Origin of the sequence: Klebsiella sp. X13 (assembly GCF_003323835.1) — a bacterium.
Lineage (GTDB): Bacteria > Pseudomonadota > Gammaproteobacteria > Enterobacterales > Enterobacteriaceae > Klebsiella > Klebsiella ornithinolytica.
In genome coordinates, this window is the sequence record NZ_CP030874.1 from 1,003,528 (window position 1) to 1,019,458 (window position 15,931).

The window sequence follows — 15,931 nt, forward strand, 5'->3', positions numbered from 1 at the left end:
GAGAGTATTGCTGGCGTGACCGTGACCGGTACGTAGAAACAAAAAAACACCCGTCAGGGTGTTCATTGTGTTGGTTGCGGGGGCCGGATTTGAACCGACGACCTTCGGGTTATGAGCCCGACGAGCTACCAGGCTGCTCCACCCCGCGTCCGTCTTTACCCTTCATCGAGTAAATTATGCATCAGATTTTAAATTGGTTGCGGGGGCCGGATTTGAACCGACGACCTTCGGGTTATGAGCCCGACGAGCTACCAGGCTGCTCCACCCCGCGTCCGTCTTTACTCTTCCATCGAGTAAAGCTTACTGCTATCTGATTTTAATTGGTTGCGGGGGCCGGATTTGAACCGACGACCTTCGGGTTATGAGCCCGACGAGCTACCAGGCTGCTCCACCCCGCGTCCGTGGAAGCGCACTATACTCCGCTCGCGTTTTGATGCAACCCTTTTTCAGTAAAATCATCAAATTTGTAATAAATGGTGTATAAAGAACCACTTTCGGCTTGTTTTTTGAGCAAGATTGTATTTGTGGTGCTTTCGCGCATTTCAATAGCCCTGGGGGTTTGTTATCTTCCCTCATCACGAACCGCGACTAAGCAGCATAAAGAAGAGATACCATGAAAGGATGTTGGGCAAAGTATATAGCGACGGGAGCAATGCTGGCGATGCTCGCCGCCTGTTCCTCAAAACCGACCGATCGCGGTCAGCAGTATAATGAAGGGAAGTTTACCCAGCCGTTCTCTTTGGTTAACCAGCCTGATGCGGTCGGTTCGCCGATTAACGCCGGGGACTTCTCCGAGCAGGTCCGTCAGATTCGCAGCGCCTCACCGCGCCTTTATAATAGCCAGAGCAACGTCTATAACGCGCTGCAGGAGTGGCTGCGCGCCGGTGGCGATACCCGCACCCTGAGCCAGTTCGGCATTGATGCCTGGCAGATGCAGGGGGCCGATAGCTATGGCAACGTTCAGTTCACCGGTTACTACACTCCGGTGGTGCAGGCGCGCCATACTCGCCAGGGCGAATTCCAGTACCCGATTTATCGCATGCCGCCGAAGCGCGGTAAGCTGCCGTCCCGCGCCAGCATTTATGCCGGCGCCCTGAGCGACGACTATATTCTGGCCTACAGCAATTCGCTGATGGACAACTTTATTATGGACGTGCAGGGCAGCGGCTATATCGATTTTGGCGACGGCTCTCCGCTGAACTTCTTTAGCTATGCCGGGAAAAATGGCTGGTCGTATCGCAGCATTGGTAAGGTCCTGATCGATCGCGGTGAAGTGAAGAAAGAAGATATGTCGATGCAGGCGATCCGTGAATGGGGCGAGAAACATAGTGAAGCCGAAGTTCGCGAGCTGCTTGAACAGAACCCGTCGTTCGTCTTCTTTAAACCGCAGTCCTTTGCCCCGGTAAAAGGCGCCAGCGCGGTGCCACTGATTGGTCGCGCCTCGGTGGCTTCTGACCGCAGCATTATTCCGCCGGGAACGACCTTGCTGGCGGAAGTGCCTCTGCTGGATAATAACGGCAAGTTTAACGGGCAGTACGAGCTGCGTCTGATGGTTGCGCTGGATGTGGGTGGGGCGATTAAAGGCCAGCACTTCGATATCTACCAGGGGATCGGCGCAGATGCCGGTCACCGTGCCGGTTGGTATAACCACTATGGTCGCGTCTGGGTGCTGAAAAATGCCCCGGGCGCCGGCAACGTCTTTAGCGGTTAACGCGCTACCGTCTGATATTTTGTCGCCCGGACCGGCGCAACGCGCCGTCTCCGGGAGCGCCTGGCGGTCGCATTGATCTTTTATTCGCACGATGGGGCTTGCGCTGGCAGGCCCTGATGCATTCTGAGGTTTTATGTCTGTTGTAATCAGCGATGCCTGGCGTCAACGCTTTGGCGGCACGGCGCGTTTATATGGTGAAAAAGCGCTGCAATGTTTTGCCGACGCGCATGTTTGCGTGGTCGGTATCGGCGGCGTGGGCTCCTGGGCGGCGGAAGCGCTGGCAAGAACCGGGATTGGCGCGATTACCCTGATTGATATGGATGATGTCTGCGTCACTAACACTAACCGACAGGTTCATGCCCTGGGGGGCAACGTCGGGCTGGCGAAAGCCGAGGTGATGGCCGAGCGTATTCGTCTGATTAACCCCGAGTGTCGGGTGACGGTCGTGGACGATTTTGTCACGCCGGAAAACGTCGCGGAGTATCTCGGCATCGGCTTCAGCTATGTGATCGATGCGATTGACAGCGTACGGCCCAAGGCGGCGTTAATCGCCTACTGTCGCCGTTATAAGGTGCCGCTGGTGACCACCGGCGGCGCGGGCGGGCAAATCGACCCGACGCAGATTCAGGTAGCCGATCTGGCGAAAACTATTCAGGATCCGCTGGCGGCAAAGCTGCGCGAGCGGTTGAAGAGTCAGTTCGGGGTGGTCAAGAACAGCAAAGGTAAGCTTGGCGTGGATTGCGTTTTTTCCACCGAAGCGCTGGTCTATCCGCAGGCCGACGGCAGCGTTTGCGCGATGAAGAGCACCGCCGATGGCCCGAAACGAATGGATTGCGCCTCCGGATTTGGCGCAGCGACGATGGTCACCGCGACCTTCGGTTTTGTCGCCGTGTCCCATGCGCTGAAGAAAATGCTGGCGAAGGCGGAGCGTGAGGCGGCTTCTGCCGGGTAACTCTCCCGGGCAGCGGGGTCAATCCTTGCCCGGGCGACGGTATGGCGCCGACTGTAGCCTGTAGCCCCGGTCAGCGCAGCGCCACCGGGGGTTGCAGGTCTTGAGCTGGGTTTCCCGGAGGTGGTGCAGCGCAGCTGTCCGGGCTTGCCGGTTGCATCGAACTTGTAGCCCCGGTCAGCGCAGCGCCACCGGGGGTTGCAGGTCTTGAGCTGGGTTTCCCGGAGGTGGTGCAGCGCAGCTGTCCTGGCTTGCCGGTTGCTTCGAACTTGTAGCCCCGGTCAGCGCAGCGCCACCGGGGGTTGCAGGTCTTGAACTGGGTTTCCCGAAGGTGGTGCAGCGCAGCTGTCCGGGCTTGCCGGTTGCATCGAACTTGTAGCCCCGGTCAGCGTAGCGCCACCGGGGGAGGTTAAAAGAGAAATTACCCCTCGCGGGCGGCGGCGAGCACCGCTGCGCTCAGCGCGCTCAGCCCCTGACTGCGCGAGGCGCTCAGCTGACCGCGTAGCCCCAGCTCATCAAACAGCGTCAGCGGATCCTGTGCCAGCAGCGCACTGGCGCTTTTCCCTTCAACGGCAGTCAACAGCACCGCCAGCATACCGCGCACAATCCGGCCTTCGCTATCGCCGAAGAAGTGCAGCTTACCGTCAGCATCAACGCTATAGCCCAGCCAGACGCGGTTTTCACAGCCGGCAATCTCCTTCGCCCGTTCTTTCAGGTCATCCGACAGCGCAGGCAGCTGCTTACCCAATAAAATCAGCTGGCGGTATTTATCTTCCCACTGGCTGAGCGGGATAAACGTCTGGCGTAAGGTCTCTGCGGTGATGCGGGTACCAAAAGGGTGAGAAGTCGTCATTAATCCACCAGTATTTCCAGGGCGCGGTCAACGGCATGAACCAGCGCGAAAACATCATCCTGAGTATTATAGGGGGCAAACGAGGCGCGCAAGGTACCGCTAACGCCCAGGGCCGCCAGCAGCGGTTGGGCGCAGTGCTGTCCGGCACGCAGCGCAATACCCGACTCCGCCAACAGGGTTACCATATCGCTGTGATGTACGCCGGCGAAGTCAAACGCCAGCAGGCTGGACTCCTGACAGCGGAAGGAGCGAAAGCCTGGCCGCTTCGCCAGCTCATCTTCCGCCAGCGTCGCCAGGCTACGGCTCCAGCTTTCGGCCTGGGCGATATCGGTCTCTTCCAGCCACTCCAGCGCCGCGCTCAGGCCAATGACGCCGGCAATGTTTGGCGTCCCGGCCTCCAAAAGATAGGGTACGGGCTGGGTTTTAAAACCTTCGAACGTGACTTCAGTAATCATTTTGCCGCCGCCGAGCCACGGCGACATGGCATCCAGCAGGGTGCTTTTGCCGTACAGCGCGCCAATTCCCGTGGGCCCGTACAGCTTATGGCCGGAAAACGCATAAAAATCGATATCCAGCCGCTGAACGTCGGCGGGAAAATGCACCGCCCCCTGAGCACCGTCAACCATCACCACCATTCCGGCGTCGTGTGCGTGGCGGATTGCCGTCGCCAGGTCCGGACAGCCGCCGGTCACGTTGGACATCTGGCCGATGGCCAGCAGCCGACTGCGCGGCGTAATAAGAGAAGGCAGGAGGGCGACGTCGGGCAGGCGATCGGCTCCGATGGGCAGCTTCACGATCCGGGCACCGGTTTGCTCTGCGACCATCAGCCAGGGAACCAGGTTGGCATGGTGCTCCGCTTCGCTGACGATGATTTCATCGCCGGGCCGCAGGCGCGGGCGAAGATAGCTCTGCGCCACCATATTGATGGCTTCGGTGGTGCCGCGCGTCCAGACGATATCTTTCGCGGACGGGGCATTCAGCAGCGCCGCCACGCGCTCACGGGCATTTTCATAGCGTTCAGTCAGGCGCTGCGCGGCGGCAAACTGGCTACGATGAACGTTGCCCGCGCTAAGGCGGTAAAACTGGTCGCTGGCGTCGATCGTGGCGAGCGGCTTCAGCGCCGTCGCCGCGCTATCAAGGTAAACGCCGGCATCGGCCAGCGCAGGAAACTGGGCGCGAAAGTGAGCAGGATTGAATGCGTTCATGGAGTTCCTCGTTGCAATACGACGATCGTCGCGCAATTTAGTCATCAGGGCAAGGCTGGCGAAAGGAAGAGAGGAGGAGATTCTGGTCAGCGCGGCGGCAGACAGGCAAAAAAAAGCACCGCTTGTTGCGGTGCTACATTAAATCACTATGGACAGACAGGGTAAATGTACAGGAAGTGAAAAGGGTAGCTTAACTACCATGGTCTGCAAACACAGACCAATTGCAAACACAACAACACAACATCACAACCGTAAGCCAAAAGCTTGTTGGAACACGCATTCCAAAAAAAGCTCTTCGTTCCGGCTCAGGAAGTGCCGCCACTATAGGTATTTGCTGGTAGAACCTCAACGGACAAATTATAATGGCTCAGATAAAAAAAACTAATAGGTTAACTGTTGTTTCCTGTTTGTTAAAACGCCTTAACATCTAAGCCAGAATAACCATGTCAAAGCGATTACCGCCCCTGAATGCATTACGTGTTTTTGATGCAGCCGCACGTCATTTAAGCTTCACTCGCGCAGCAGATGAGCTTTTTGTGACGCAGGCCGCAGTAAGTCACCAAATCAAGTCACTAGAGGATTTTCTAGGGCTGAAGCTGTTTCGCCGCCGCAATCGATCGCTGCTGCTGACGGAAGAAGGCCAGAGCTATTTTCAGGATATTAAAGAGATTTTTTCGCAGCTGACCGAGGCGACGCGTAAACTGCAGGCGCGAAGCGCAAAAGGGGCCTTAACGGTGAGTTTATTGCCCAGTTTTGCGATCCAGTGGCTGGTGCCGCGACTCTCAAGCTTTAACTCAGCTTATCCGGGGATTGATGTCAGAATCCAGGCCGTGGACCGTCAGGAAGACAAACTGGCGGATGACGTCGACGTGGCGATTTTCTATGGCCGCGGCAACTGGCCAGGTCTGCGCGTCGAAAAATTGTACGCCGAATATCTGCTGCCCGTCTGTTCGCCGGCGCTGCTGACCGGTGACAAAGCATTGAAAACACCTGCGGATCTGGCGCAACATACGCTGTTGCACGATGCTTCCCGCCGCGACTGGCAAACTTATACCCGTCAGCTTGGTCTAAGCCATATTAATGTGCAGCAGGGGCCTATTTTCAGCCACAGCGCGATGGTGCTGCAGGCGGCTATTCACGGGCAAGGGGTCGCACTGGCCAATAATGTGATGTCCCAGTCCGAAATCGAGGCCGGCCGGTTGGTCTGCCCGTTTAATGATGTTCTGGTCAGTAAGAATGCGTTTTATCTCGTTTGTCATGACAGTCAGGCTGAACTGGGTAAAATAGCCGCCTTCCGACAATGGATACTGGCGAAAGCGGCGAGCGAACAAGAAAAATTTCGTTTTCGTTACGAACAATAAATGATTGTAGGGTAAAAACATGACCAGCCGATTTATGCTGATATTTGCCGCGATAAGCGGTTTCGTCTTTGTTGCTCTGGGCGCCTTTGGCGCGCACGTTTTAAGCCGGACGTTAGGCGCGGCGGAAATGGCCTGGATTCATACCGGGCTTGAATACCAGGCCTTCCATACGCTGGCTATTTTTGGTCTGGCGGTGGCGATGCAGCGCCGTATCAGTATCTGGTTCTACTGGAGCAGCGTCTTTATGGCGCTCGGTACCGTTTTGTTCAGCGGCAGTCTCTATTGCCTGGCGCTGTCGCATTTACGCCTGTGGGCGTTCGTAACGCCGGTAGGAGGCGTGAGCTTCCTCGCCGGTTGGGTTTTAATGTTAATTGGTGCAATTCGTCTGAAACGTAAGGGCGTTGTTCATGAATAAGGTTGTCCTCTATTGTCGCCCCGGGTTTGAGAAGGAGTGCGCAGCAGAAATTACCGATAAGGCCTCCCGCCTTGAGGTGTTTGGTTTTGCCCGAGTGAAAGAAGACTCTGGCTATGTCATTTTTGAATGCTATCAGATGGAAGATGGCGACAAACTGGTGCGTGAACTGCCGTTCAGCTCGCTGGTTTTCGCCCGTCAGATGTTTGTGGCCGGTGAACTGCTGCGCGACCTGCCGCCGGAAGATCGCATCACGCCGATTGTCGGGATGCTGCAGGGCGTGGTCGAGAAGGGCGGCGATCTGCGGGTGGAAGTGGCCGATACCAATGAAAGCAAAGAGCTGATGAAGTTCTGCCGTAAACTGACGGTTCCGCTGCGCGCTGCGCTGCGTGAAGCGGGCGTGCTCACCAACTATGAAACGCCGAAGCGCCCGGTAGTGCATGTGTTCTTTATTGCCCCCGGCTGCTGCTATACCGGTTACTCGTACACCACCAACAACTCGCCGTTCTATATGGGGATCCCGCGTCTGAAGTTCCCGTCTGATGCGCCGAGCCGTTCTACGCTGAAGCTGGAAGAGGCGTTTCACGTCTTTATCCCGGCAGATGAGTGGGACGAGCGTCTGGGCAACGGGATGTATGCGGTGGATCTGGGGGCCTGCCCCGGCGGCTGGACCTATCAACTGGTGAAGCGCAACATGTGGGTCTCCTCCGTGGATAACGGCCCGATGGCGCAGAGTCTGATGGATACCGGGCAGGTGACCTGGCTGCGTGAAGATGGCTTCAAGTATCGCCCAACGCGCAACAACATCTCGTGGATGGTGTGCGATATGGTGGAGAAACCGGCGAAAGTGGCGGCGCTGATGGCGCAATGGCTGGTGAACGGCTGGTGCCGGGAAACCATCTTTAACCTTAAGCTGCCGATGAAAAAGCGCTATGAAGAGCTGTCGCGCAACCTCGCCTATATCCAGGAGCAGCTGGATGAACACGGGATTAATGCCCAGATCCAGGCGCGCCAGCTGTATCACGATCGTGAAGAGGTGACCGTTCACGTCCGTCGCCTGTGGGCGGCCGTTGGCGGTCGTCGCGACGAACGCTAAGCCCGCGTCGCGTCCCGGATAACGGCTTCGTTATCCGGGCTCTCTTCTCTCTTGCCTCGCCGGCTATTTTGCCGCTATCTGCGCATCCGAAAGAATGTGTGTCACATCATCCAGGTGACCAATACTGGCCTCCCCCGAACGATTAAACTTACTTTTGTCGATCAGCAGTAGCGATTGCGCCGCGCGTTTGAGCAGCAGCGATTTAAAATCGGCGTTCACCGTATTTGAATCCCACAGCGCGCCGTGGCTATCGATGCCTTCGCAGGAAAAAATAAACAGATCGATCTCCAGCGATTTGAGCTGAGAGATCAGCGAAGGGCTGACGTAGCAGCCATATTTGCGCTGGAGCGTGCCGCCGGAACAGGTGAGCTGAATGTTTTCGCGTTTGCTCAGCTCCTGGCAAATCGGCTGGCTGTTGGTAAAGACGTGCAGGTTGATATCCGGCAGCTGGCGGGCCAGATACCAGCAGGTGGAGCTGGCGTCGAGGGCAATCACCATTCCTTCGTCAATCCAGGCCAGGGCGCCGCGGGCGATATCCGCTTTATGGGCATAGTGGCTTTTGAGGCGAATATGGAAAGGATCGCCGCTGTCCTGGCTTTCCCGATGAATGATTTTGACCCGACCGTGGTTACGCAGCACTTTTCCCCGCGATTGTAGCTCGCTCAGATCGCGACGAATCGTCTCTTTACTGACGTTGAGCTGTAGCGATAAGGCTTCCGTCGTCAGGCTGCTATGGTTGATCAGCAGGTCTATTATCGCTTGCTGGCGTGCCGCTTTCATGTTCTCACCCTGTCATTCGATGAGCGTCCGCATCAGGCGGACGCTCCGGCATGAGATTACGGCGTTACCCCTTTTTTTAAAAGAATATTCCCGTACTTAGCGCGTTCGCCTGTGATAACGATCGCAAAGGCTTTTTGCGCCCGCTCATAGAAGGCAAAGCGGTCGATACGGACGATATCCGGACAGGGACCCTGTGGTGAGAGCGCGTCGCGATAGCGCATTTCCACCTGCGGGTCGAGCGTATCGCCTTCGACCGCCGCCATCATGACCAGCGGCGGTGCATAGCTGTCGAGCTCAAACAGCGGAATGACCGCGCGTAAGAGATCGCTAACCTGCAGGCCATCGGCGCGCAGCACCTGAGGCCCGATGCTGTGGGCCGGGAAGTGCGCATCAGAAAAAATAATCTCATCCCCGTGGCCCATCTCGGCCAGGACCTTGAGGAGTTGAGGGGAAATGAGCGGAGAGATCGTTTTTAACATTTCATACTCCCTCTGACAGTTCGGGTTCGGTTTGCGGGTAGAAGTAGCGGTACTGATAGTGGACCTGTGAGCGGGCCTGCCCGGCGCTGGCAAACTCGCCGGCGCCTGACCAGGCGTACATCGCAGCCCCTGACACGGTGGTTTCGGCGTCATCCAGCACCTTAATCGGTATCTCGAGCATGTCGGCTTTGATTTGATTCCACAGCACGTTGCGACTGCCGCCGCCGACCAGCAGCAGTTCTCTGGCCTTAAAGTGGCCGATATTTTCCAGGGTGCGCAGGTTATTTTTCAGCTGGCGGGTTAACCCCTCCAGCGCCGCGCGATAAAAATGGCCGCGGGTCGTATTGAGCGTGACGCCTTGCCAGCCCGCATTCTGGCAGGCCAGCAGATCGCACTGCATCTTCACGCCTTCTGCGCCGGCGGGAATCAGCCGCGCCTCATCAATCAGCGTTTGCCAGGGCGTCTGGGGCGTCCACAGCAGCTGACGAACCCACTCCAGCACCCCGGAGGCCAGCCACTGCATCCCGGGATTTGTCAGCCCGGCCCGGCTGTCCAGCTCGCAGGTTGAGCCGGGATACTGACTAAGCAAGGCGGTGTTGACCTCGCCAGTACGTACCATCAGGATTTCCCAGGTACCGGAGGAGAGCACCGGTTCATCCTGCTGAGCACCGGCGCCAAACAGCGCAAACTGCGTGTCGTGACCGGCGGAGAACACCGGGAGGCCGGCGGGGAGTCCCAGCCGCGCGGCGGCATCGTAGCGGAGCGAACCTATCCTGTCTCCCGCTTCGACCAGCGTAGGGAACAGACGACGCGGTATCCCGGTAGCCTCCAGAATCTCGGGGCTGAAATCCCGCTGATGAATATCCAGCATCTGGCTGGTGCCTGCCATAGTGATATCGGTAGTAAAGGCCCCGGTTAAACGGTGATTGATCAACGAGGAGATAAACAGCCAGGCGTGCGCCTTTGCCAGTAGCTGCGGGTGATGTTCTTTCAGCCACACCAGTTTATACAGGGTATTGAAGCTGAATGCCCCGACGCCGGCGATCTCCTGCAGGCGCTGCGGGGCAATCAGCCGTCCGATGTTCTCCATCACCGCGAGCGTGCGCGGGCATTTCCAGCTGATCGTCGGGTAGAGCAGTGCGCCGTGCTCATCGACCAGCGCACCGTCAACGCCGAAGGTGGTCACCGTGATGCCGCGAATCCGGCACGCGGCCAGTTCGGCCGAGAGGCGCTGACAGCAGTCGGCGAAGCGTTGCAGAATAGCCTCCAGCGACCACTGGTGCCACGCAGGGTTCTCCGCGGCGCGCTCGCTGGCGTTGGCGGTTGAGGCCCGGGCGACAATTTTCCCCTGACGGTCGACGGCAATAACCCGCACGTTAGTGGCGCCGCAGTCAAGGACGAGGATGACTTCATTTTTCATAATAACTCCATAAACGTCGCCGGATGGCGCTGCGCTTATCCGGCCTACGGCTGATGTGCCCGTAGGCCCGGTAAGCTTGCGCCACCGGGCAAAGCCGCATTAACGTTTATACAGCGGGCCGTAGTTCTGACAGGCGCGATAATCCTGGCCTTCCGTATCCATGCCGTGGGCGGACCAGCTGGATGGCCGGTAGATTTTGCCCTCTTCCACGTTATGCATGCAGACCGGGATCCGCAGCATGGCCGCGAGGGTAATAAAGTCAGCGCCGACGTGGCCGATAGTCAGCACGCCATGGTTAGCCCCCCAGTTGGCCATCACCGAATAGACGTCGGCAAACGGGCCTTTGCCGGTGAGGCGCGGGGCAAACCAGGTGGTGGGCCACGTGGAGTTGGTGCGGGCATCCAGCTGGTCGTGCATCGCTTTTGGCAGCTCGACGCTCCAGCCTTCGGCAATTTGCAGCACCGGCCCCAGACCTTTGATGAGGTTGACGCGGGTCATGGTAAACGGCACGCCGCCTTCGGTCAGGAAGCGCGAAGAGTAGCCGCCGCCGCGGAAGTATTCATGAATCGCCGGACACCATTCGGTTGCCGCCAGGCAGGCATCCGCCTCTTTCTGCGAAATCTCCCAGTGCGGTTTCATCGTTGGTTTACCTTCTTCATCCCGCTGTTGGCAGGAGCCGTCCAGCGCGGCGGAGCCCGAGTTAATCAGGTGAATAATGCCATGTTCCGCCAGCCCGGTGAGCGGCTGACCGGTCACCCGCTCAACCGCATCCGGCGACCAGTAGGTGCGCACGTCGGCAAACACCTGCGCGGTACCGGTCAACTGGTGGCCCATCAGCATCGCTACCCCGTTGAGGCTGTCGTTCTCGGTGGCGACGACAAAAGGCTCACGCACGCCGTTCCAGTCGAAGGAGCTGTTGAGCAGCGCCTCGGCGGTGTCACCGTTCGGGTATTGATCGGTCCAGTGGCGCTGGCCCTGGAAGCCGGCGGCGATGGCGTTGTAGCCCAGCGACTCCTCGAGCAGCCCTTTTTCTGCCAGTTTCTCGTTGCCCTGCATCATGTCGCGAATACACATCGCCATCAGCAGGCTCTCTTTCAGCACCGCGCGGCTCTGTTCTTCATCGCGCTTATAGTGCTGCGCGTTCTGGTCCTCGCCGTAGCGGAAGTTTTTGTCCGCCCAGGCCAGCGCCATTTCCAGCTCAACTTCATCATAGATTTTCTGGTCGATGCGGCGGCGTAGTTCGGTCATATCAACCGCCTGGACCTTCATCCCCAGCCAGGATTCAAAGAAGTTATGGTCGACGATGGAGCCAGCGATGCCCATCGAAACGCCCCCCACGGAGAGATAGCTTTTCCCTTTCATACTGGCAACGGCAAGCCCGGCGCGGGCAAAACGCAGCAGCTTTTCCTCAACGTCGGCAGGGATGGTGGTGTCGTCGGCATCCTGGACATCATGGCCGTAGATCGAGAACGCCGGGATCCCTTTCTGACTGTGGGCGGCCAGCGCGGCGGCCAGATAGACGGCGCCGGGGCGTTCCGTGCCGTTAAATCCCCAGATGGCCTTCGGGCGCAGCGGATCCATGTCGATGGTTTCGCTGCCGTAGCACCAGCAAGGGGTGACGGTGATCGTCACGCCGACGTTCTGGCGGCTGAACTTCTCCTCACAGGCGGCGGATTCCGCCATACCGGCGATGCAGGTGTCGGCAATCACGCACTCGATCTGCGCGCCGCAGGCATGACGGAGCTTCTCGCTAATCAGCGCGGCGGTGGCTTTTGCCATATTCATGGTCTGCGCTTCCAGCGACTCGCGTACACCCATCCGACGTCCGTCAATCACCGGGCGAATACCAATTTTTGGTAAGCTGATTCTTTTCATTACAGACTCCTCACGTTATTCGGAAAATGTTCAGTTCGTTGCCGCTTGTGAACGGAAACGGGCAAAAATAAAGATGATGGCAAAGCACAGGGCCGGAACCAGTTCAGCGGTGGGGATGTTGCCGGCGGCATCGCTGACAAAGCCCATCACCGGCGTGACGATCCCGCCGCCAATAATGGTCATGACGATAAACGACGATCCGTATTTGGTGTCCTGTCCCAGGTTCTTGATCCCCAACGAGAAAATGGTCGGGTACTGAATGGACATGAACGCGCTGCACAGCGTCAGAGCCAGCAGGCCGATATGCCCGCCGCTCAGGGCGGAGATCAGGCACAGCACCATCGACAGCAGGGCGTAGGCGGCAAGGACTTTATGCGGGGCAAAGCGGCTGATAAGCCAGGTCCCGCTAAAGCGGCCAATAAAGAAGCACACCATCGTGCCGGTCAGGTAGTTGGCGGCGAAACCTGGGGTCATGCCGGGAATCTCTTCAATGGCATAGCGGATCAGATAGCTCCAGCAGGCGGTTTGCGCGCCGACGTAGCAGAACTGCGCCAGGACCGCCCAGCGCCAGTGGCGAATGCGGGCGAGGCGGCTGAATGAGGCCACGAAGGAGCTGGGTTCGCTTTCATTGTGGTCGTCGCTTTGCAGCGCCGGAAATTTTGTCAGCATAATCAGCAGAGCGACCAGCAGCACCACGGCGACGATAATCATGTACGGGGTCTGGACCGACAAGACCAGGCTGTGTTTATAGGCGCTGAGCTGCTCGGGCGCCATTTTATCGAGCACCTCCGGCGATTGATGTGGCACATGAGACAAAATAAGACTTTGCCCAAATACAACGGCAATAATGGCGCCGAAAGAGTTAAAGGTTTGCGCCAGATTGAGACGGAAGTGGCCACCGCTTTCCGGGCCTAATACCGTGACGAAAGGGTTTGCTGCCGTTTCAAGACACCCGAGACCGGCGGCAATAATAAAAAGTCCGATGAGAAATAAAGTATAATTCATAATTTCTGCGGCGGGCCAGAATAACGCGGCGCCGAACGCATACAAAAACAACCCGGTAATTATTCCGGCTTTATAACTGAGTTTTTTCATCAATATTCCGGCGGGGATCGGAATGACAAAGTAACCAAAATAAAATGCCGACTGAATCAGACCCGCCTGGAAGTTAGTTAATGTAAAGGCCTGTTGAAACTGGGGTAGCAAAATATCATTGAGATTGTTGGCGACAGCCCAAAGAAAAAATAATGAGCACAGCAAGGCGAATGGAATAATGTAGCGCTGACGTTGACCGACATCCACCGCGCGAAAACTCTGCGTTTGTATTGTTGTATTTCCCATAGCATCCTCATCAGTTCAGAAGCGTGTTCAGCATTTCAGGCGTGCGGTTGGCATGACTCACCAGACCGTCAACCGGGTGAGTTCCTGTGCCGACGTCCTCGTTATTCTCAGCCCGCCGCAACAGCGTCTCTTGAATAATTAGGGGTGTGTGAATGAACTCATGAGGTCATTTTCAAATAAAAAAGGTCTTTTAATATGATAACGGTCACACTTCGCCCAATAACGGTGGTTTTATGTGATTGCTATCACTTTAATTTCTGTAAAACAATGACCGTTTGAGTGAAATTAATTTAAAAGCCACAGCGACGTTGCCCGATTTAATTTATTGTGGTGAAAACGGTCAGTTGTTAAATGACAAGTTAAATTGCCCGTTTAGAGCAAGAAAAATAATTACGGGCATTTTTCACGACGAAAAAAGATTGCGACCTGATTAAACCAGGGTAATTAATTGATGGCGGTCACAGAATACGCGAATGTAAATTCCCTTCTGATTATTCAATATGATGATAGCCAGTAAATATAAAACTGACTCAACACGGCCGGAAAGCAACGCGAAAGCGGTTCTGTTGGCCCGGGGTTGAATTGCTGAGAGAGGTAAATAAATGGAACGGAACAGACTGGCGCGGCAGATTATTGATACCTGCCTGGAAATGACCCGGCTGGGGCTGAATCAGGGCACCGCCGGGAACGTAAGCGTGCGTTATGACGGGGGAATGCTGATTACGCCGACGGGTATTCCTTATGAAAAACTTACTGAATCTCACATCGTGTGGATCGATGCCAACGGTCAGCACGAGCAGGGGAAACTGCCGTCGAGCGAGTGGCGTTTTCATATGGCCGCCTACCAGACCCGGCCCGATGCACAGGCCGTGGTGCATAATCACGCGGTGCACTGCACGGCGGTATCGATCCTCAATCGCCCGATCCCGGCGATCCACTACATGATTGCTGCTGCCGGGGGGAACTCCATTCCCTGTGCGCCATACGCCACCTTTGGGACCCGCGAGCTGTCAGAGTTTGTCGCCGTGGCGTTAAAAAACCGCAAAGCGACGCTGCTGCAGCACCATGGCCTGATTGCCTGCGAAGAGAATCTGGAAAAAGCGCTGTGGCTGGCGCATGAGGTCGAGGTTCTGGCGCAGCTCTATCTCAGTACCCTGGCGATCGTCGATCCTGTTCCGGTGCTGGACGACGAGGCCATTGCCATCGTACTGGAAAAATTCAAAACCTACGGGTTACGTATCGAAGAGTGATTCGCAAAGCGAGCGGGAGGCGACGATGGCGAACAGAATGATTTTAAACGAGACGGCATGGTTCGGCCGGGGAGCGGTGGCGGCGTTAGCCGATGAAGTGATTCGTCGGGGGTATCACAAAGCGCTGATAGTCACGGATAAGAATCTGGCGCAGTGCGGCGTGGTCGACAAGGTGACGCGCAGGATGGATGACGCGGGCCTGGCCTGGGAGATGTTTTCCGGCGCGATCCCTAATCCGACGATTGCCGTGGTGCAGGAGGGGCTCGGGGTGTTTCAACGCAGCGGCGCCGACTACCTGATTGCGATTGGCGGTGGTTCGCCGCAGGATACCTGCAAGGCGATCGGCATTATCCACGCTAACCCGGAGTTTGCCGACGTGCGTAGCCTGGAAGGGCTATCGCCGACCCGCAATCCGGGGGTACCGATCATGGCCATTCCGACCACCGCAGGAACCGCGGCGGAAGTGACCATTAACTATGTGATAACCGATGAAGCGCAGCGGCGTAAATTCGTCTGCGTCGATCCGCATGATATCCCTCAGGTGGCCTTTATCGATGCCGATATGATGGACGGTATGCCGCCGGCGTTAAAAGCCGCGACCGGCGTGGATGCGTTGACCCATGCGATTGAAGGCTATATCACGCGGGCGGCATGGGCGCTGACCGATGCGCTACATATTAAAGCCATTGAGGTGATTGCCGGCGCGCTGCGAGATTCGGTAGCCGGCGATAGTCAGGCAGGGGAAGCGATGGCGCTGGGGCAGTACATTGCCGGCATGGGATTTTCCAACGTCGGGCTGGGGCTGGTGCACGGTATGGCGCATCCTTTAGGGGCGTTTTACAACACGCCGCACGGCGTGGCGAATGCCATTTTGTTACCCCACGTGATGCGCTACAACGCCGACTTCAGCGGCGAGAAGTTCCGCGATATCGCTCGCGCGATGGGGGAGAAGGTGGATGGCGTGAGTCTGGAGCAGGCGCGCCAGTCCGCCGTTGATGCCGTCTTCCGTCTTAACCGCGATGTCGGTATTCCCCCGCATCTGCGTGACGTCGGGGTCCGTAAAGAGGATATTCCGGCGCTGGCGCAGGCGGCTTTTGCTGATGTCTGTACCGGGGGGAATCCACGGGAGGCCAGCCTGGAGGAGATTATTACCCTCTATCACACCGCGTGGTAGTGCCTCAGGCGGTCACTGCACAGGG

General features: G+C 57.3%; 14 protein-coding genes and 3 tRNA genes. 7 read left to right on the forward strand and 10 right to left on the reverse strand.

Going from position 1 to position 15,931, the window contains the following annotated elements; translation table 11 throughout:
- Positions 1–71 precede the first annotated feature (71 nt).
- The 3 genes from DSD31_RS04935 to DSD31_RS04945 form a co-directional block, all read right to left on the reverse strand.
- A tRNA-Met gene (locus DSD31_RS04935) sits at positions 72–148 on the reverse strand.
- Positions 149–194: 46 nt separating this feature from the next.
- Positions 195–271: transfer RNA gene (locus tag DSD31_RS04940), tRNA-Met, on the reverse strand.
- Positions 272–321: 50 nt separating this feature from the next.
- Positions 322–398: transfer RNA gene (locus tag DSD31_RS04945), tRNA-Met, on the reverse strand.
- A 215-nt stretch (positions 399–613) separates the two neighbouring features.
- On the opposite strand from DSD31_RS04945, the gene mltA reads away from it, so the two are divergent.
- Together mltA and tcdA are read left to right on the forward strand one after the other, a co-directional pair.
- Positions 614–1,711 carry a murein transglycosylase A gene (gene mltA, locus DSD31_RS04950; protein ID WP_004867047.1) on the forward strand — a complete coding sequence of 366 codons (1,098 nt, stop codon included), beginning with the start codon at positions 614–616 and terminating at the stop codon, positions 1,709–1,711.
- A gap of 133 nt (positions 1,712–1,844) precedes the next feature.
- The gene (tcdA, locus tag DSD31_RS04955) at positions 1,845–2,663 is read left to right on the forward strand and encodes a tRNA cyclic N6-threonylcarbamoyladenosine(37) synthase TcdA (protein ID WP_015585847.1); all 819 of its coding nucleotides are present in this window, start codon (positions 1,845–1,847) and stop codon (positions 2,661–2,663) included.
- A gap of 418 nt (positions 2,664–3,081) precedes the next feature.
- On the opposite strand, the gene csdE is transcribed toward tcdA, so the two are convergent.
- Together csdE and csdA are read right to left on the reverse strand one after the other, a co-directional pair.
- A complete protein-coding gene (csdE, locus tag DSD31_RS04960; protein WP_004867043.1) occupies positions 3,082–3,513 on the reverse strand; it encodes a cysteine desulfurase sulfur acceptor subunit CsdE in 432 nt (143 codons plus the stop codon).
- Complete coding sequence (gene csdA / locus DSD31_RS04965) at positions 3,513–4,718, reverse strand: cysteine desulfurase CsdA (protein WP_015585848.1); 1,206 nt, start codon at positions 4,716–4,718, stop codon at positions 3,513–3,515. Before csdA ends, csdE begins: the two co-directional genes overlap by 1 nt.
- A 443-nt stretch (positions 4,719–5,161) precedes the next feature.
- On the opposite strand from csdA, the gene gcvA reads away from it, so the two are divergent.
- From gcvA to rlmM, 3 genes are read left to right on the forward strand one after another with little or no spacing between them, the layout of a single operon-like run.
- A complete protein-coding gene (gene gcvA, locus DSD31_RS04970) occupies positions 5,162–6,079 on the forward strand; it encodes a glycine cleavage system transcriptional regulator GcvA (RefSeq protein ID WP_015585849.1) in 918 nt (305 codons plus the stop codon).
- Between the two features lie 19 nt (positions 6,080–6,098).
- Complete coding sequence (locus DSD31_RS04975; protein WP_004867038.1) at positions 6,099–6,494, forward strand: DUF423 domain-containing protein; 396 nt, start codon at positions 6,099–6,101, stop codon at positions 6,492–6,494.
- The gene (gene rlmM, locus DSD31_RS04980) at positions 6,487–7,587 is read left to right on the forward strand and encodes a 23S rRNA (cytidine(2498)-2'-O)-methyltransferase RlmM (RefSeq protein ID WP_004867036.1); all 1,101 of its coding nucleotides are present in this window, start codon (positions 6,487–6,489) and stop codon (positions 7,585–7,587) included. Before DSD31_RS04975 ends, rlmM begins: the two co-directional genes overlap by 8 nt.
- A gap of 63 nt (positions 7,588–7,650) precedes the next feature.
- Here the strand turns inward: rlmM and fucR are convergent, their stop codons facing one another.
- From fucR to fucP, 5 genes are all read right to left on the reverse strand, one after another.
- Positions 7,651–8,367, reverse strand: coding sequence for an L-fucose operon activator (gene fucR, locus DSD31_RS04985; RefSeq protein WP_004867034.1), 717 nt, complete (start codon positions 8,365–8,367; stop codon positions 7,651–7,653).
- 56 nt (positions 8,368–8,423) lie between these two features.
- Complete coding sequence (gene fucU / locus DSD31_RS04990) at positions 8,424–8,846, reverse strand: L-fucose mutarotase (protein ID WP_004867032.1); 423 nt, start codon at positions 8,844–8,846, stop codon at positions 8,424–8,426.
- 1 nt (position 8,847) lies between these two features.
- Complete coding sequence (gene fucK / locus DSD31_RS04995) at positions 8,848–10,266, reverse strand: L-fuculokinase (RefSeq protein ID WP_004867030.1); 1,419 nt, start codon at positions 10,264–10,266, stop codon at positions 8,848–8,850.
- 99 nt (positions 10,267–10,365) lie between these two features.
- Positions 10,366–12,141 (reverse strand): L-fucose isomerase, encoded by a 1,776-nt coding sequence (gene fucI, locus DSD31_RS05000; protein ID WP_104896882.1) that lies wholly within the window; start codon positions 12,139–12,141, stop codon positions 10,366–10,368.
- A gap of 30 nt (positions 12,142–12,171) precedes the next feature.
- Positions 12,172–13,482 carry an L-fucose:H+ symporter permease gene (fucP, locus tag DSD31_RS05005; RefSeq protein ID WP_004867025.1) on the reverse strand — a complete coding sequence of 437 codons (1,311 nt, stop codon included), beginning with the start codon at positions 13,480–13,482 and terminating at the stop codon, positions 12,172–12,174.
- Positions 13,483–14,084: 602 nt separating this feature from the next.
- Between fucP and fucA the strand changes: the two genes are divergently transcribed.
- Both fucA and fucO read left to right on the forward strand, forming a co-directional pair.
- The gene (gene fucA / locus DSD31_RS05010) at positions 14,085–14,732 is read left to right on the forward strand and encodes an L-fuculose-phosphate aldolase (RefSeq protein WP_004867024.1); all 648 of its coding nucleotides are present in this window, start codon (positions 14,085–14,087) and stop codon (positions 14,730–14,732) included.
- 25 nt (positions 14,733–14,757) lie between these two features.
- On the forward strand, positions 14,758–15,906 hold the full coding sequence (fucO, locus tag DSD31_RS05015; protein WP_015585851.1) for a lactaldehyde reductase: 1,149 nt from the start codon (positions 14,758–14,760) through the stop codon (positions 15,904–15,906).
- Positions 15,907–15,931 lie beyond the last annotated feature (25 nt).

What these genes read in the sequence shown, in the direction of transcription:
- fucI (WP_104896882.1), bottom strand. Translation starts at nt 12,141, where the DNA reads ATGAAAAGAATCAGCTTACCAAAAATTGGTATTCGCCCGGTGATTGAC.
- fucR (WP_004867034.1), bottom strand. Translation starts at nt 8,367, where the DNA reads ATGAAAGCGGCACGCCAGCAAGCGATAATAGACCTGCTGATCAACCAT.
- fucO (WP_015585851.1), top strand. Translation starts at nt 14,758, where the DNA reads ATGGCGAACAGAATGATTTTAAACGAGACGGCATGGTTCGGCCGGGGA.
- fucU (WP_004867032.1), bottom strand. Translation starts at nt 8,846, where the DNA reads ATGTTAAAAACGATCTCTCCGCTCATTTCCCCTCAACTCCTCAAGGTC.
- csdE (WP_004867043.1), bottom strand. Translation starts at nt 3,513, where the DNA reads ATGACGACTTCTCACCCTTTTGGTACCCGCATCACCGCAGAGACCTTA.
- mltA (WP_004867047.1), top strand. Translation starts at nt 614, where the DNA reads ATGAAAGGATGTTGGGCAAAGTATATAGCGACGGGAGCAATGCTGGCG.
- fucK (WP_004867030.1), bottom strand. Translation starts at nt 10,266, where the DNA reads ATGAAAAATGAAGTCATCCTCGTCCTTGACTGCGGCGCCACTAACGTG.
- gcvA (WP_015585849.1), top strand. Translation starts at nt 5,162, where the DNA reads ATGTCAAAGCGATTACCGCCCCTGAATGCATTACGTGTTTTTGATGCA.
- DSD31_RS04975 (WP_004867038.1), top strand. Translation starts at nt 6,099, where the DNA reads ATGACCAGCCGATTTATGCTGATATTTGCCGCGATAAGCGGTTTCGTC.
- fucA (WP_004867024.1), top strand. Translation starts at nt 14,085, where the DNA reads ATGGAACGGAACAGACTGGCGCGGCAGATTATTGATACCTGCCTGGAA.
- rlmM (WP_004867036.1), top strand. Translation starts at nt 6,487, where the DNA reads ATGAATAAGGTTGTCCTCTATTGTCGCCCCGGGTTTGAGAAGGAGTGC.
- tcdA (WP_015585847.1), top strand. Translation starts at nt 1,845, where the DNA reads ATGTCTGTTGTAATCAGCGATGCCTGGCGTCAACGCTTTGGCGGCACG.
- fucP (WP_004867025.1), bottom strand. Translation starts at nt 13,482, where the DNA reads ATGGGAAATACAACAATACAAACGCAGAGTTTTCGCGCGGTGGATGTC.
- csdA (WP_015585848.1), bottom strand. Translation starts at nt 4,718, where the DNA reads ATGAACGCATTCAATCCTGCTCACTTTCGCGCCCAGTTTCCTGCGCTG.